The organism is Amycolatopsis sp., assembly GCF_036008905.1.
In the GTDB taxonomy this organism is placed as follows: Bacteria; Actinomycetota; Actinomycetes; order Mycobacteriales; family Pseudonocardiaceae; genus Amycolatopsis.
On the sequence record NZ_DASYMU010000139.1, the window covers coordinates 51,084 to 67,845 of the forward strand.

Sequence of the window (16,762 nt, forward strand, 5' to 3'; positions counted from 1 at the left end):
CTCACCCCACCAGCTCGCCGAGCTTGTCCAGCCTGCTCGCGGTGCCGCCGACGAACCGGCCGAGATCCTTGACCGCCGAGTAGTAGCGGTGCAGCGGATAGGTCACGTCCACGCCGAGCCCACCGTGGAGGTGGTGGCAGAGCGCCAACGCCTTGGGTGCTTCCTCGGCCAGCCAGTAGGCCGCGATGTCCAGGTCGGCGTCCGCGTCGAGTCCGGCGGAAAGCCGCCAGACTGCCGACATCGCGGCCAGGTGCAGGGTGCGGGACGCGACGTAGACGTCGGCGATTTCCTGGGCCACCGCCTGGAATCTGGCGAGCGGCTTGCCGAATTGCTCACGCGAGCCGACATGCGCGGTGGTCAGTTCCAGCGCGCCCGCCAGCGTTCCGTCGGCCAGCGCGGCGGCGCCCGCGAGCGCGAACCGGTGCAGCGTCGCGATCGCCTCACCGGACTGACGGTCTTCGAGCAGGTCTGTTTCCTCGACGCGCACCCCGGCGAGTCCGACCGTGCATTCCGGGCTGCCGCTGGAGTTGCGGGTCGCGGTGAGGGTGACGCCGACGGCATGTGGGTCGACCAGGAAGACGCCGGTGCCCCCGAGGACCGAGGCCGGCACCAGGATCTTGGCGGCCGTCGCCGCGTAGGGCACGCCGATCTTGGTCCCCGACAGCGACCACGAGCCGTCGACGGCGACCGCGGTGGTGGCGGGCCGCCGGACCAGTGGTGCCGACGGCTCGTGCAGGGCAGCTGTCACCAGCGAGTCTCCCGAGGCGATGCCAGGCAGCAGCTCGGCTCGCTGCCGCGGGCTCCCGAGCCGGCTGATCGGCAGCACTCCCAGCGCGAGCGCGGTGAACGCGGGCACCGGGGTGGCGGCCCGGCCGACTTCCGTCAGCACCATGGTGACCTCGGCGACACCGAGCCCATCGCCGCCCAGTTCGGCCGGCAGCGCCAGCGCGAGCAGGCCGGAGTCGGCCAGCGCTCGCCAGGCGCGGTCCGGGTCGAGCTCCTTGCGGAGCACGACGGAGGCGAGATCGGCGATCTCGCGCTGCACGTCGTCGAGGGTGAAGTCCACACTGGCTCCTCGCCTGCCGACCGGACCAATACTGAAACCTGTTCTAGTTCTAACAAGAACATCCGGAGACGGCAAGCCTTTGGCGGGATAGAACGAGTTACGGACCGGCCGGGTGAAGCCGTACACCAACGGCGATCACGCGTACACAGACCGCCCACGAGCGTGCGCAGACCGCACTCGGGTCAGGGGGTGGCGGCGAGGAGGTCTTCGAGGGCGGCGGGCATGGCGGCGGCGAGCGGCCACAGGTCGGGGACGAGTTCCCAGGCGCCGAGCAGGCCGATGTCGATCTTGCCGGCGTTCGACAGGACGGTCATGTTCAGGCCGGCGCCGTGGAAGACGGGGCCGAGCGGGTAGAGGCCGGTGATGCGGGCGCCGAGCAGGTACAGCGGCATCGGCGGGCCGGGCACGTTCGAGATCACCAGGTTCTGCACCACCCGGTGCTTCTCGGCCAGCCGCAGCGCCGAGTAGGCGCGGACGGCGAGGCCGAACATGGTCGCACCGGAGAACTGGGCCCAGTCCTGCAGCATGTCGGCGTCGATGGTCTGGTGGTGGTCCTTGGCCAGCCGGTTGTTCTCGGCGAGCGTGAAGACCCGGGCGGCCGGGTCGGCGAGATGGGTCGGCAGCGAGGCGAAGAACGCCGAAACCTTGTTGGCGCCGTGATCGCGTTCGGTGCGTTCGTGCACCGAGACGGGCACGGTCGCGACGAGCGGATCGTCCGGCAGTTCGCCGCGGTCTTCGAGGAACTTCCGCAGCGCGCCCGCGCACATGGCGAGCACCACGTCGTTGACCGTCACCCCGAAAGCGTTCTTCACCTTCTTGACGTCGTCGAGCGAGACCGACGTGTACGCGACGCTGCGATGACCGGTGATGGTGCCGTTCAACGAGGTTCGCGGAGCAGTGAACGGCACGGGCATTCCCTTGCCGTGCAAGGCTTTGCCCACCCACTGGGGCACCATGCCGACCAGGTCCGGCAGCAGCCTCGCGACTTCGAACGGCAGCTTCGCGACCGAGGTGACACTGTTGCGCAACAAGGAGAACTGACCTGGAGCGGGCTGGTTCTCCTTGCCGTTCTGCCCGGGTTCGGGCGGGTCGGAGTCCGGGGCCAGACCGGCAAGGTAGGTGATCAGGCTCGCGCCGCTGACCCCGTCGACACTGGCGTGGTGCATCTTGAGCAGCACCGCGACCTCACCGTCGGCGAGCCCTTCGATGACGTACATCTCCCACAGCGGACGACTCCGGTCGAGCGGCTGACCGGCGATGTGCGCGCACAGTTCGGCGAGTTCGCGGCGATCTCCCGGCGCGGGTACCCCGATGCGGTGAAGGTGGTGGTCGAGGTCGAAATCCTCGTCCTCCACCCAGACCGGGTGACTCAGATTCCAGAGTGGATTGTGCAGTTTGCGGCGGAATGCCGGGATCAGCGCCACCCTGATGTCCAGGCGCCGCTTGAACTTGGCGAAGTTGTAGCCCCCCGGCACGGTCGAGCCATCCAGGGTCATCAGGCCGCAGACGTGCAGCAGCTGCGAGGAGGTTTCCAGGTAGAGGAAACTCGCGTCGAGGCCGGTGAGTCGCTGCATACGTCCGAGAATAGGCGCCCTCGACTCTGCCTTCTACTCGACTACCGGCGGGTAGCATCGGAGTCATGCAGCCGAACTTCGTCACCCGCCGGGCGGTTCAGCTCGGCCTCGTCGCCAACGCGATCCGCCCGGTCCGCGGCGAACGTACGGCCTTTCCCACGTTCTTCGCCGGGTGGCTGACCGGGGAACTCGCCCCGCACCTGCTCGCGCTGACCGCCGCGGACACCGCGCAGCACTACCTGCGCCGCGGCTCGCGGAGCAAGGCCGACCACATCGGACTGGCGCTGGCCGGTCTGTCGGCGGCCGGCCTGGCGAGCCTCATCGCGACCTCGCAGCGTGCCAAGGGCGTGATCGAGGACGCGCTCACCGAGGGCATCGGGACCGACTACCTCGAACACCTGGAGCACCCGCCGAGCGCGACCGACCTGGCGACCCCGTGGGGCCAGCTGGTGATGCCGTTCCGCATGCGCAACCCCGAGGTGCGGCGGCACCACAACGTCGCCTACGCAGCCGGCGGCAAGCGCTTCATGCTCGACGTCTACCAGCCACGCGAGCCCGTCACCGGTGCCCCGGTCCTGCTCCAGGTCCACGGCGGCGCCTGGGTGATCGGCGAGAAGGAGCAGCAGGGCGTGCCGCTCATGCAGCACATGGCCGAACGCGGCTGGATCTGCGTGGCGATCAACTACCCCCTTTCCCCGAAGGCGCACTGGCCCGATCACATCGTCGCCGCGAAGCGCGCTGTCGGCTGGATCCGCGAGAACATCCACACCTACGGCGGCGACGCGTCGTTCCTCGCCGTGACGGGCGGCTCCGCGGGCGGTCACCTGGCCGCGCTGCTCGCGCTCACCCAGAACGACCCCAAGCTGCAGCCGGGCTTCGAGGACGTCGACACCAGCATCCAAGCCTGCTCCCCGCACTACGGCGTCTACGACTTCGCCGCGACCAGCGGCTCGCGCTCCAGCGCGGCCCGGCTGGAGAGCCTGATCGCGAAGTACGTCTTCGCCAAGGACAAGGACCCGGCCAACTTCCTCGACGACTACATCGCCGCGTCACCGCTCGACCGCATCACCGACGAGGCACCTCCGTTCTTCGTGATCCACGGCGAGCGCGACTCGCTGGTCCCGGTGCGCGAAGCCCGCGGGTTCGTCCAGCGCCTGCGCGAGATCTCGAAGAACCCCGTGGCCTACGCCGAGATCCCCGGCGCCCAGCACGCCTTCGACATCTTCCCGTCCATCCGCAGCGCCCACGTCGTCCGCGGGGTCGAGCGCTTCCTGGAGTGGACCTACCGCAAGTCGCCCGTCACGTGAGCCGTCCTCTATCGATGGGCTGTCATCGATCACCCAGCTTCACGAGTGCGGCCAGCTCGTCGTCGGACAGTTCGGTGATCCAGTCCTCGCCCGAGCCGACGACGGCGTCCGCCAGCCCGCGCTTGGTCTCCAGCACAGCGGCGATGCGCTCTTCGAGGGTGCCTTCGGCGATCAGGCGGTGGACCTGCACCGGCCTGTCCTGCCCGATCCGGTACGCGCGGTCCGTCGCCTGATCCTCCACGGCCGGGTTCCACCAGCGGTCGTAGTGGATCACCTGCGTCGCCTTCGTCAGGTTCAGCCCGACTCCACCAGCCTTGAGCGACAGCAAGAACACCGGCACCTCGCCGGCCTGGAAGCGGTTCACCATGTCGTCGCGCTGGCTCGCCGTGCTCGACCCCGAGAGCAGCATCGTGGCCACCTTGCGCTCGGCGAGCCGGGCTTCCAGCAGCTTGCACAGCTGGACGTACTGGCTGAACACCAGCACGCTGTCGCCCTCGTCGAGGACGACGTCGAGCAGTTCCTCGAACGCGGCCAGCTTCCCCGAACGCCCGCTCAGCGGCCCTTGCTCCTTCAGGTACTGCGCGGGATGGTTGCAGATCTGCTTGAGCTCGGTGAGCAGTTTGAGCACCTGCCCGGCCCGCTGGATACCGTCGGACTTCCGGATCTCCGCCAGGTTCTCCCGCACCACCGCTTCGTACAGCGTCGCCTGCTCGGAGGTGAGCGGCACGAACCTGTCCGTCTCCGTCTTGCGGGGCAGCTCGGGTGCGATGTCCGGGTCGGTTTTCTTCCGCCGCAACAGGAACGGGCGGACCGTCATGGCGAGCCGCTCGGTGATCTCGGCGTTGTGGTCACGTTCCACCGGCCGGGCCACCCGGCGCCGGAAGTGATCGAGCGTGCCGAGCAGGCCTGGGGTCGTCCAGTCCAAAATGGACCAGAGCTCGGTGAGCCGGTTCTCCACCGGGGTGCCCGTCAGCGCCACCCTCGCCGCGGCGGGGATGAGCCGCAGCTGCTTAGCCGTCGCCGACAGCGGGTTCTTCACGTGCTGGGCTTCATCGGCCGCGACCAGGCCCCACCCGACCTCGGCGAGTGCCTCCCTGTCCCGCCGCAGGACGCCGTACGTCGCGAGCACCACCTCGTCGGGCGCCACGCCCTCCAGGTGCCGGGCACCCCCGTGGAACCGCCGTACCGGGACGGACGGCGCGAACCGGGCGATCTCGCGTTGCCAGTTGCCCAGCAACGAGGTCGGGCACAGCACCAGCGTCGGCCCGGCCCCGAGCGTCCGCCGGTGCAGGTGGAGCGCGATGAGCTGGATGGTCTTGCCGAGGCCCATGTCGTCGGCGAGACAGCCGCCCAGCCCCAGCTCGGTCATGTTCGCCAGCCAGGCGAGGCCCACCCGCTGGTACGGGCGCAGCGTGGCGTGCAGATCCGGCGACGGTTCCACCTTCTCCGGCGTGCCCGCCTTGAGCCGCTCGGCGAGACCGGCCAGGGCGTCCGGCGGGACGAACTCGATGCGCTCGCCGTCGACTTCGAGGGTGCCCGTCAACGCGGCGGCGATCGCCTCCGCCTGGGTAACCTTCCTGCGCTTGCGGAGCCGGTGGGCCAACGCCGGATCGGCGCGCACCCACTTTCCGCGGAGCCGGACCATCGGCCGTTTGGCCTCCGCGAGTGCCGTCACCTCTTCTTCGGTCAGCTCTTCGTCACCGATGCTCAGCTTCCACTGGAATTCGAGGAGCCTGCTCATCGTGAGCACCGGCCCGGTCACGCTGGCGGGTGCCTTGGCGACCGACGCCTTCGCCTTGACCGCACCTTCGAAGAAACCGCTGGGCCACAACACTTCGACCCCCGCGCCCGCCAGCGCACGGGCACCGTGACCGAACAGCTCGACGACCTGCTCATCGGTCAGCGGCATCTCGCCCGGTGAGTCCGCGTACTGCATCAGTTCGAACGGTGACCAGGCCCGCGATCCGCGCCGCAGGCCCAGCAGCACCTGCGTATCCACCTCTTCGCCCAGCCGGGCGCGTACCAGGGCGGGGACCTCCCGCAGCGCCGCGAAATCGACCACCAGGCTCGGGTCGGCCCGGCTGCGCAAGGCGAGCACCCCGAAGTACTTGAAGCCCCCTTCGTCGGTCTCGGTGGGCTCCGAACGCCGGATCTCGATACGCAGCAGGAGATCCACGCCGCTGTTCCCCGGCTCGGCCGGGGCCGAGCGGCTCGGCACCAGCACGTCCGCCGCGGCGTCCCACAGCGCGCGGATCAGCGACTCCGGTGAGTGCAGCCGGATCCGTTTCACCCCGGACAGCGGCAAAGCGTGCGCCTCGGGCGGCAGCTTGGCGGCCAGATCCCGCAGCAGGCGCTCGTCGTCGAGATCCAGCGGACCGACTCGCCAGGCGTCGTGCCCGCTCGGGCTCGACGCCTGTTGCACCCGGCCCCGCGCGATCAGGTTCACCCCCGCTTCCAGTGCCGCCGCCCACGCGATGATCGACGGACTCTCGTCCCCCTCCGCGTCCAGCAACCCGGGAATCGCCTTCTCGAGCGGGATCAGTGACGCGTCGACCTTCGTGCGCTGGTAGGTCTTGCCCACCGGCAGGACGAATTCGAGCGGGGTGTCCCCGCCTTCGTGTCCCCACAACGCGAGAACCCCGTCCCGGGGTGGATCCGCTGGGACGTAGGTGGCCTGGGTTTGTTCGCCGTACCGCACGGGAAGAGACGATAGGCGACCTCTCCGACACTTTGATCAGGGCTTTCGGCGACATGGCCGTTTTACTGGGAAGTGCGCCGCGAACGGACCGGTCGCGGGGTTCTTCAGCCCCGCGGGAGGCCCAGTAGCCGCTCGGCGGCGAGGTTCAAGAGCACCTGTGTGGTGCCGCCCGCGATGCTCAGGCACCGCGTCAGCAGGAACTCGTGCTGCGCGGACGACGTCGACTCGTCCACGACCAGCGCGCGCGGGCCGAGCAGCTCCAGCGCGGTCTCGGCGACGTCCTGGCGATGCCGGACCCCGAGCAGTTTCCGCACACTCGACTCCGCGCCCGGCCCTTGGCCCGCCAGCCTGCGCAGCGTGGCCCGCAGGTCGAGCAGCGACCCCGCGGAACCCTGGGCGATCAACTCGCCCAGCCGCTCCGCCATGGACTCCGAAACGGCACCGGCCAGCCCCGCGAGCAGGCGTTCGACCCCTTCACCGACGGCGGGTCCGCCGCCGATCGCGACCCGCTCGTTGGCCAGCGTCGTCCGCGCCAGCCGCCAGCCGCCGTCGACCTCGCCGACCACACAGTCGTCCGGGACGAAGACGTCGTCGAGGAACACCTCGTTGAACACGGCTTCCCCGGTGATCTCACGCAGCGGCCGGATTTCGATCCCTGCCGCGCTCATGTCCACTAAGAAATACGTGATTCCCTTGTGCTTCGGCGCTTCCTGGTTCGTGCGGGCCAGGCAGATCGCCCAGTCGGACTGCGCCGCGAGCGACGTCCACACCTTTTGCCCGGTCAGCCGCCAGCCACCGTCGGCCCTGGCTGCCTTGGTACGCAAGGAAGCCAGATCGGAGCCGGCCCCCGGCTCGCTGAACAGCTGGCACCAGGTGAGCTCGCCGCGCAGGGTCGGGCCGGCGAACCGTTCCCGTTGCTCACCCGATCCGTGCTCCAGGATCGTGGGAATCGCCCACGCGCCGATGACCAGGTCGGGCCGGTGAACTCCAGCTTGGGCGAGCGCTGCGTCGATCGCCAGCTGCCGGCCGACGGACGCGTCGAGCCCGTGCGGCTTGGGCCAGTGAGGCGTGAGGAAACCCGTCTCGGCCAGCCGGGATCGCCGCTCCCCCAACGGAAGCGCCGCGATCCCGGCCGCGATGGCGCGGGCCTCGTCGGTGAAGTCGTCGTGGTGGTCGAGAACGAGCGCACGTCGTGACCCCGCCAGCGCCAGCTCGGCCGCGCGCCGGCGCCAGACGCCGGAACCACCGAGCCACTGCCGCAACGCGAGCGCCCGGCGGAGGTACAGATGCGCGTCGTGCTCCCAGGTGAACCCGATCCCGCCGAGCACCTGGATGCAGTCCTTCGCGTTCTCGACGGCCGCGTCGAGTGCCGCCGCGGCAGCCGAAGCAGCGGCCAGCGCGTGCTGCTCCGGGTCTTCGTCGGCCGCCCGCGCCGCGTCCCAGGCCAGCGCGGCGGCGACTTCCGTGCGGCACAACATCTCCGCGCACAGATGCTTGATCGCCTGGAAGGACCCGATCGGGCGGCCGAACTGCTCCCGCACCTTGGCGTACTCACTCGCGGTGCGGACACACCAGGCCGCGACACCCGCGGCTTCGGCGGCGGCGAGGGTCGCGGCGGCCGCGGCGACGGAGTCCAGTGAAAGCACGGCGGACGGCGGCACCTTCACGCCGGCCAAAACGACGTGCCCCGTCGACCTCGAAAAGTCGAACGACCGCGCCCGTTCGACCCGCAGTCCCTCGGTCCCGGGCGCCAGCAAGAACCGGCTTCCGTCTGCTTCGAGCAGCAGGTGAGCGGTCTCGTCGGCGTCGAGCACCGCGTCGACCCGGCCGTCCACCGAGAACCCACCATCGGGTGAACGTCGAGCGCGGAGCTCCCCCGCGTCGAGGGCGACGGCCAGCCGCGCGGATCCGTCGGCGAGCAGTGGCAGCAATTCCTTGGCCACCACCGATTCCGGAATCCGGGACAGCAGCAGCCCGCCGAGTACCGTGCTGAGTACCGGCCCCGGCAGCAACGCGGTGGCGGCGGCTTCCAGTCCGGCGGCCGCGTCCACCACAGTGCCGCCCGCTCCCCCGAGCTCCTCGGGCACGGCGATCGCGAACAGCCCGATTTCGGCCAACCCGGGGAGCACCGCGGCGGGCTCGTCCGCGGTTTCGAGCGCGCGGACGACGTCCAGCGGAGACCGGGCCGCGGCCCATGCCCGGATGGATTCGGCCAGTGCTCGCTGCTCGTCGGTGATCGCGATCGGCAAGGTTCCTCCTCGGTCCGCGGGCCGCCCGTAACACGGTCGAAACAGTGTAGAACGTGTTTCAGTTTTTCGGCGAGCCCACCCGAGCTTGAACAGTTCCAGATGTTAGGTACGCTACGGTTTCGAAGTGGAACAAGTTCCGGGAGAGGCGATGGCTGGCAAGCCCAAGACGTCCGCGCCGACGAAGAGCCGCAACGGCGCGCTCGGTGCGGCCAACGGCGACGAGCTCGGCTCGGCCGCGCAGCGGGACCGCCGCCGCCGCATCATCGACGCCACTCTCGCGCTCGCCGCGAAGGGCGGGTACGACGCCGTCCAGATGCGGTCCGTGGCCGAGAAGGCCGACGTCGCACTCGGCACCTTGTACCGCTACTTCCCGTCCAAGATCCATCTGCTCGTTTCGGGCCTCGCCCGCGAATTCGAGCGCGCGCAGGAGAAACTCGAGCGCGTCGCGATCCCCGGCGAAACGCCCGCCGAGCGGCTGATGTTCGTGCTCGGCCGCAACACCCGGCTGATGCAGCGCGACCCGCACCTGACCGAAGCCATGGTCCGGGCCTTCATGTTCGCCGACACCACCGCCGCCGCCGAGGTCGAGCAAGTGGGACGGCTGATGGAGAACATGTTCGCCCAGGCGATGGGCATCGACGAGCCCACCGAGTCCGATCGGGACGTCTTCCACGTCGTCGCCGACGTCTGGATGGCGAACCTGGTCGCCTGGGTGACCAGGCGGGCATCGGCGGCCGACGTCGCGAACCGGCTGGAACTGTCCGTCCGCCTGCTGCTGGAAAAGTAGAACGGGCCCCACCCGGACGAACCGGATGGGGCCCGGAATCATTCACTCAGGCGATCAGTTCCACCACTGGCTATGCGCACCGGGCAGGTAGTCCCACAGCTGGACCCTGGTGCCGTTGCCGCCGACGGAACCCTCGGTGGTCAGGTAGCGGCCGCTCGCCGGGCTCTGGAGGCGGAGGTAACCCTCGGGGATGACCGTGTCGAGCCACCACTGGTTCGTGGCACCCCCGACGAAGTCCCACAGCTGGATCCTGGTGTTGTTGGTGTTGATCGAGGCCAGGTCGGCGTCCAGGTAACGGCCGCTCGCCACGTTCTGGAAGCGCAGGTAGCCCTCAGGGATGGCCGTGATGTAGAACGCCTGCTGCGCCGCGTAAACGTCGCAGTCCCACAACTGCACTCTGGTGCCGTTGGTGTTGATCGTGTTCAGGTCGGCGTCGAGGCACCGGCCGCTGAGCACGGACTGGATCAGGTACGCGTCGGCCTGCGCGTTGACCCCGTTGGTCCTCTTGGCGGCCCCGCGCGGCTGCGCGGGGATCAGCTTCACACCCTTGATGGACGTCACGGCGGTGCCGGGCCCCTCCTTCGGCGCGGCCGCGGCCTGCGGCGCCGTGGCCAACGCGAGTACGCCCGCGGCGACGGCGACGGTCACCATGATTCGCTTCAACTTCGTCATTGTTCCCCTTTTTCCGGTGTCCCAGTCGAGGGATCGCGGACAGCCGGACACCGAACCCCGGCCTCGCGATGACATGCGGCGAACCGCACAGGTCTTCCCCTCGAAGAGGGCCGCACCAGCAGCCCTCTTGCAGGATCATCCACGCGGCGCCGGGTACGCGTCGACAAGATTGCGTCACCGCTCAACAACACAGGTCAGCCATGTAACGACAAGGACGAGACGGACGAAAAAGGTATGCCATTACCGAATTGGGGGTTCGACGGTGCGCCTGAGACTGACCGTGCACGACCTGGCACGCGTCGGGTTGTCGGGAGCGGATCCCTTGTTCGAGCTGACTTCGAGCCTGCAGCTGCTGCAGAGCCGTGAAAGCGCTTCCGACTTCAACTGGTGGAAACGCTGGGTGCGACACCGGCTGCCCGAATCGACGCGGATGCTCGCGTGGCTGTGCCGACCGGGAACGGCCGTACCGGCGTTCCTGCTCCCATTCCCCGGACGGCAGGATCTCGACGCCGCTGTGGCCGCGGTGCGCGAAACCGGCGTCGAAGAGCTCCGGACCGGGGTGCTTCTCGCCGCGAACGGCCGCGAACTTCCCGGTTGGGCCGCGAAACTGGCCGACGGCGAGACGTCGGCCATCGTCGAAGCGTTACGGGACTACTTCGAATCCGCACTCGGCCCGCACTGGCGACTCATCCGTGCTCAGGTCGAGGCAGACCGTGACAGGCGCACCCAGATCCTGCTGAACGGCGGCGTCTACGCGTTGCTCAACAGCCTGCGCCCGGCGATGACCTGGTGCTGCCCGCCCCTGACCGGCGATTCGGGCGAGGACAACGACGTCCTGCTCCACAACGCCAGGCTGGTGCTGCTGCCCGCGTTCTTCGCGCTGTCCCCGGCCGTCGTCACCGGACCGGCGTCGCAGCCCACGCGACTGGTCTACCCGGCCGGCCGTGACTCCGGCCAGGCCCAGCCCGTTCTCGGCACCGCCCCGAGCGGGCAGCGAAAAGCCCTGGCCGACCTCCTGGGGCCGACCAGGGCCGCCGCACTGCGGACGATGTCCAGCGGATGCAGCACGTCGGAGCTAGCCACGCTGCTCGGGGTCACCCCGTCCGCCATCAGCCGGCACACCTCCGTGTTGCGGCAGGCCGGGCTGATCAACACCTACCGCGACCGGAACACCGTGCTGCACTCGCTGACACCACTGGGCAGCACCCTGCTGGAGTCGTGAATCCACCGCTCAGGCGGTGAGTTTCGGCAGCACGTCGCTGCCGAAGGTCTTGATCCACTCGTCTTGGTTGCGGCCGACGTTATGCACGTAGATGCGGTTGAACCCGGCGTCGACGTACTTCTGCAGCGCCGCGCGGTGCACGTCCGGGTCGGACGAGACGACCATGCGACCGTCGAAGTCCTCCTTGCGCACCAGCTTCGCCATCTGCGCGAAGTCGAACGGCGAGCGGATGTCGGCCTTCGGGAACTTCATCCCGCCGTTGGGCCACTGGTCCATCGCGTTGGCCCAGGCCTCTTCGTCGGTCTCGGCCCACGACAGGTGCACCTGGAGCAGCTTCGGCATCTCGTCGGGGTCCTTGCCGGCCTTGCGCGCGCCCTGGTTGAAGTTGTCGATGATGCCCGCGAGCTTGTCGATCGACGCGCCCGGCGTGATCAGGCCGTCGGCGAGCTCACCGGTCTTGCGCGAGGTGTACGGGCCTGCCGACGCGATGTAGACCGGCGGCGGCGGGCCGTCGGGCAGCGTCCACAAGCGAGTCGTGTGCAGCTTGAAGAACTCGCCGTTGTGCTTGACATCCTTGCCGGTGAACAACTTCCGGATGACCTCGAGTGCCTCGAACATCCGCCGCACCCGCTCCGGCGCCTCCGGCCAGTACCCGCCGATGATGTGCTCGTTGAGCGCCTCACCGGACCCGATGCCCAGCCAGGTACGGCCAGGGTAGGTCGCCTCCAGCGTCGCGGCGGCCTGCGCCACCATCGCCGGGTGGAGCCGGAACGACGGGCAGGTCACGCCGGGACCGAGGTCACCGGTGGTGTTCTCCGCGAGCGAGGCGAGCACGCTCCAGACGAAGGACGCCTCGCCCTGCTGGGGTACCCAGGGCTGGAAGTGGTCCGCGGCCATCTGCCCGGAGAACCCGTGCTGCTCGGCCAATGCCGCCAGCCGGATCGACTCACGCGGCGAGAACTGCTCCAGCGCCGCGGCCATGCCGATTTGAACGTCAGTCACGTACTTTGTCCCATCCTCATTCGGGTGTGCCTTCACGGTAGCGGTTCAAGATCAGGATTGCCCGACGTCAGCGGTAACCCTCGGTGAGCACCGCGAGTTCGTCGAGCTTCTGCAGGGTTTCGGCCTTCGGTTTGGTACCCAGCATGAAGGTGACCCGATCGACCTCCGCCTGCACGTAACCGTCCAGCACGGCACGGTCCGCGGGCGCGCCGAAGACGGTGAACGGCATGTCGCCACGGCCACGCTCGGCCAGCCACTGACGTGTCTTGACGATCTCTTCCGGCGATGCGTACCCACGCGGCAGCCACGCGTCGCCAAATTTCGCCAAGCGTTCCAGCGCGGCGGGGCTCTCACCACCGATGTAGATCGGCGGATGGGGCTTCTGGACGGGCTTGGGCCAGGCGAAGATCGGGTCGAAGTCGACGTACTTGCCGTGGAACTCGGCCTCGTCCTTCGTCCAGATCTCCTTCAACGCGGCCAGCTGCTCGTCGATCAGCGCGCCCCGGGTCTTGGGATCGGTGCCGTGGTTGGCCATCTCCTCGCGGTTCCAGCCGACACCGACGCCGAACGCCACCCGCCCGTTCGAGAGCAGGTCGAGGCTGGCGACCTCTTTCGCGGTGTGGATCAGGTCACGCTGGACGAGCAGCGCGATCCCCGTGCCGAGCAGCAGGTTGGTGGTCGCCGAGGCCGCCGCCGTCAACGCCACGAACGGGTCGAGCGTGCGGTAGTAGACCTGAGGCAGCTCGCCGCCGCCGGGATACGGGCTCTGCCTCGACACCGGGATATGCGAATGCTCGGCGAGGAAGAGCGAGTCGAAACCTCGCTCTTCCAGCGCCTCACCCAGCGCGTCGGGACGGATGCCTTCATCGGTCACGAATGTTGCGATGCCGAACTTCATACTTCATCGAACCACGGAATCCGGCGTGATGTTCCCTGAGCTACACGTTGCGGCGGTACTGCCCGCCCACCTCGAAGAACGCCTCGGTGATCTGACCCAGTGAGCAGACCCGCGCCGCTTCCATCAGCTCGCCGAACAGGTTGCCGCCCACGGTCGCGGCCTCGCGCAGCGCCTTGAGCGCCTGCTGCGCGTCGGTGTGGTGCCGCTGCTGGAAGTCCGCGAGCCGCGCCAGCTGCGACTCTTTTTCGCTCTCAGTCGCCCTCGCGAGCTCGACGTCCATCTCGTGTGCGTCGGGGTGCTCGTTGCGGAAGGTGTTGACGCCGACGATCGGCAGGGTGCCGTCGTGCTTGAGACGTTCGTACAGGATCGACTCGTCCTGGATCTTGCCACGCTGGTAGCCGGTTTCCATCGCGCCGAGCACGCCGCCGCGCTCCGAGATCCGGTCGAACTCGACGAGCACCGCCTCTTCGACCAGATCGGTCAGCTCGTCGATGATGAACGCGCCCTGCAGCGGGTTCTCGTTCTTCGACAGGCCCCATTCCTTGTTGATGATCATCTGGATGGCCATCGCGCGCCGGACCGAACTCTCGCTCGGCGTGGTGATCGCCTCGTCGAAGGCGTTGGTGTGCAACGAGTTCGCGTTGTCGTACAGCGCGCACAGCGCCTGCAGCGTGGTCCGGATGTCGTTGAAGTTCATCTCCTGCGCGTGCAGCGACCGGCCGGAGGTCTGCACGTGGTACTTCATCTTCTGCGACCGGTCGTCGGCGCCGTAGCGCTCGCGCATGGCGACGGCCCAGATCCGGCGGGCGACGCGGCCGAGCACCGAGTACTCGGCGTCCATCCCGTTGGAGAAGAAGAACGACAGGTTCGGCGCGAAGTCGTTGATGTCCATGCCGCGCGCCAGGTAGGACTCGACGTAGGTGAAGCCGTTCGACAACGTGAACGCGAGCTGCGAAATCGGGTTCGCCCCGGCTTCGGCGATGTGGTAGCCGGAGATCGACACCGAGTAGAAGTTGCGCACCGCGTGGGCGATGAACCACTCCTGGATATCGGCCATCATGCGCAGGGAGAACTCGGTGGAGAAGATACAGGTGTTCTGACCCTGGTCCTCCTTGAGGATGTCCGCCTGCACGGTGCCGCGCACGTTGGCCAGCGCCCACGCCTTCAGCTCGGCGGCTTCGTCGCCAGTCGGGGGGCGGCCGTTCTTCTCCTCGAACGCGGTGACCTGCTGGTCGATCGCGGTGTTGAGGAAGAACGCGAGGATCGTCGGCGCCGGGCCGTTGATCGTCATCGACACCGAGGTGCTCGGCGACGTCAGCTCGAAGCCGTCGTAGAGCGCCTTCATGTCCTCGAGCGTCGCGATGGACACCCCGGAGGTACCGACCTTGCCGTAGATGTCGGGCCGGGTGTCCGGGTCGTGGCCGTAGAGGGTCACCGAGTCGAACGCCGTCGACAGGCGCTTGGCGTCCGAATCCGCCGACAGCAGCTTGAACCGGCGGTTGGTCCGGAACGGGTCGCCCTCGCCGGCGAACATGCGCGCCGGATCCTCCCCTTCCCGCTTGAACGGGAAAACACCCGCGGTGTAAGGGAAGTATCCGGGCAGGTGCTCGCGGCGCAGGAACGACAGCAGCTCGCCGGGGTCGGTGTAGCGCGGCAGCGCCACGCGCGGGATCCGGTTGCCGGACAACGTCTTCCGCCACAGCTGCGTGCGGAGTTCCTTGTCGCGGATCTTCACGACGAGCTCGTCCTCGCGGTAGGACTCCGCGATTTCGGCGTACCGCTCCAGCAGCTTCGACACTTCGCCGTCGACATCGGCCTCGGCGGCGGCCACCAGCTGCGCGATCGCCTCGGTGTCGGCACCGGCCGCCGTCAGCGCCTCCTGGGCGACGGTCAGCGCCTCACGGCGGCGGACCGCGGCGGCCTGGGTCTTGGTGTCTTCGTGATAGCCACGCACGGTCTGCGCGATGTCCGACAGGTACCGCGAACGCGCGGCCGGGATGACCGTGCTGGCGTCGGTCGACACCTTGCCCTCGACGTGCGGCAGCATTCCGCTGGACACCGAAAGCCCGCGCCCGGCCAGCGAATCCCGCAGATGCTGGTACAGCGCCGTGACGCCGTCGTCGTTGAACTTGGCCGCGCTGGTGCCGTAGACCGGCATCTCGTCGGGCGGCGACCCGAACGCCTCGCGGTTGCGGACGAGCTGCCTCGCGACATCGCGGCGGGCGTCTTCCGCGCCGCGGCGCTCGAACTTGTTGATCGCGACGGTGTCGGCGAAGTCGAGCATGTCGATCTTCTCGAGCTGCGACGCGGCGCCGAACTCCGGGGTCATGACGTAGAGCGACTGGTCCACGTAGTCGACGATGCCGGCGTCACCCTGGCCGATACCGGGGGTTTCGACGATGACCAGGTCGAACCCGGCGGCCTTGCACGCCAGCACCGATTCGCTCAAGCCGACCGGGATCTCGCCGGTGGTGGTACGGGTGGCGAGCGAACGGAAGAAGACCGGGCTGCCGTCGAGGCAGTTCATCCGGATCCGGTCGCCGAGCAGCGCGCCACCGCCCTTGCGGCGCGACGGGTCGACGGCGAGCACGGCGATGCGGAGCTTGTCTTCCTGGTCCAGCCGGAAGCGGCGGATCAGTTCGTCGGTGAGCGAGGACTTGCCGGAACCGCCGGTGCCGGTGATGCCGAGGACCGGCACCGCGCGCGCGGCGGCGGCCTCGGTGATCGCCGTCAGCCAGTCGGCGGGCAGCGATTCGCGCTGCAGCCGGGTGATGACCCTGGCGAGCGACGGGACGTCACCGGCGAGGAGCTTGTCCACCGAGCCCGGCGACGTGGCCGCCAGGTCGACGTCGCATTCCTTGATCATCAAGTTGATCATGCCGGGCAGGCCGAGCTCGTAGCCGTCCTCGGGCGAGAAGATCCTCGCGACCCCCCGCGAGTGCAGCAGCTCGATCTCTTCGCGCACGATGACGCCGCCGCCACCGCCGTAAACCTTGATGTGCCCGGCCCCGCGTTCGGCCAGCAGCTCGACCAGGTAGCTGAAGTACTCGACGTGGCCACCCTGGTAGGCGCTGATCGCCACGCCCTGCACGTCCTCGGCGATCGCCGCCGTGGCGACCTCGTCGACCGACCGGTTGTGCCCGAGGTGCACCACCTCGGCACCCTGCGACTGCAGGATCCGCCGCATGATGTTGATCGACGCGTCATGCCCGTCGAACAGGCTGGACGCGGTAACGAACCGGACAGGGTTCACAGGCCGGTACAGGTCAGCGCTCATGGGTCCAAAA

Annotated in this window: 11 protein-coding genes; 3 read left to right on the forward strand and 8 right to left on the reverse strand. The window is 68.8% G+C overall.

The window, feature by feature from the left end; genetic code table 11:
- Position 1: 1 nt before the first annotated feature.
- Both VGP60_RS24210 and VGP60_RS24215 read right to left on the reverse strand, forming a co-directional pair.
- A complete protein-coding gene (locus VGP60_RS24210) occupies positions 2-1,066 on the reverse strand; it encodes an acyl-CoA dehydrogenase family protein (RefSeq protein ID WP_327550363.1) in 1,065 nt (354 codons plus the stop codon).
- A 182-nt stretch (positions 1,067-1,248) separates the two neighbouring features.
- The gene (locus VGP60_RS24215; RefSeq protein WP_327550364.1) at positions 1,249-2,640 is read right to left on the reverse strand and encodes a wax ester/triacylglycerol synthase family O-acyltransferase; all 1,392 of its coding nucleotides are present in this window, start codon (positions 2,638-2,640) and stop codon (positions 1,249-1,251) included.
- 65 nt (positions 2,641-2,705) lie between these two features.
- Here VGP60_RS24215 and VGP60_RS24220 point away from each other — a divergent pair, with 65 nt between their 5' ends.
- Positions 2,706-3,947: an alpha/beta hydrolase gene (locus VGP60_RS24220; protein ID WP_327550365.1), complete on the forward strand. Its 1,242-nt coding sequence runs from the start codon at positions 2,706-2,708 to the stop codon at positions 3,945-3,947.
- Between the two features lie 22 nt (positions 3,948-3,969).
- On the opposite strand, the gene VGP60_RS24225 is transcribed toward VGP60_RS24220, so the two are convergent.
- Both VGP60_RS24225 and VGP60_RS24230 read right to left on the reverse strand, forming a co-directional pair.
- Complete coding sequence (locus VGP60_RS24225; RefSeq protein WP_327550366.1) at positions 3,970-6,645, reverse strand: DEAD/DEAH box helicase; 2,676 nt, start codon at positions 6,643-6,645, stop codon at positions 3,970-3,972.
- Positions 6,646-6,749: 104 nt separating this feature from the next.
- Complete coding sequence (locus VGP60_RS24230) at positions 6,750-8,894, reverse strand: acyl-CoA dehydrogenase (protein ID WP_327550367.1); 2,145 nt, start codon at positions 8,892-8,894, stop codon at positions 6,750-6,752.
- Between the two features lie 148 nt (positions 8,895-9,042).
- On the opposite strand from VGP60_RS24230, the gene kstR reads away from it, so the two are divergent.
- Positions 9,043-9,681 carry a cholesterol catabolism transcriptional regulator KstR gene (gene kstR / locus VGP60_RS24235; protein ID WP_327550368.1) on the forward strand — a complete coding sequence of 213 codons (639 nt, stop codon included), beginning with the start codon at positions 9,043-9,045 and terminating at the stop codon, positions 9,679-9,681.
- Positions 9,682-9,735: 54 nt separating this feature from the next.
- On the opposite strand, the gene VGP60_RS24240 is transcribed toward kstR, so the two are convergent.
- Positions 9,736-10,353, reverse strand: coding sequence for an RICIN domain-containing protein (locus tag VGP60_RS24240; RefSeq protein ID WP_327550369.1), 618 nt, complete (start codon positions 10,351-10,353; stop codon positions 9,736-9,738).
- A 262-nt stretch (positions 10,354-10,615) separates the two neighbouring features.
- On the opposite strand from VGP60_RS24240, the gene VGP60_RS24245 reads away from it, so the two are divergent.
- Entirely contained in the window at positions 10,616-11,575 is a 960-nt protein-coding gene (locus VGP60_RS24245; RefSeq protein WP_327550370.1) for an ArsR/SmtB family transcription factor, read from the forward strand.
- Between the two features lie 9 nt (positions 11,576-11,584).
- Here the strand turns inward: VGP60_RS24245 and VGP60_RS24250 are convergent, their stop codons facing one another.
- The 3 genes from VGP60_RS24250 to icmF all read right to left on the reverse strand — a co-directional run bounded on the left by VGP60_RS24250 (position 11,585) and on the right by icmF (position 16,752).
- Complete coding sequence (locus tag VGP60_RS24250) at positions 11,585-12,577, reverse strand: TIGR03557 family F420-dependent LLM class oxidoreductase (RefSeq protein ID WP_327550371.1); 993 nt, start codon at positions 12,575-12,577, stop codon at positions 11,585-11,587.
- A 67-nt stretch (positions 12,578-12,644) separates the two neighbouring features.
- Positions 12,645-13,475, reverse strand: coding sequence for an LLM class F420-dependent oxidoreductase (locus VGP60_RS24255; RefSeq protein ID WP_327550372.1), 831 nt, complete (start codon positions 13,473-13,475; stop codon positions 12,645-12,647).
- A 40-nt stretch (positions 13,476-13,515) separates the two neighbouring features.
- Positions 13,516-16,752, reverse strand: coding sequence for a fused isobutyryl-CoA mutase/GTPase IcmF (gene icmF, locus VGP60_RS24260; RefSeq protein ID WP_327550373.1), 3,237 nt, complete (start codon positions 16,750-16,752; stop codon positions 13,516-13,518).
- Positions 16,753-16,762 lie beyond the last annotated feature (10 nt).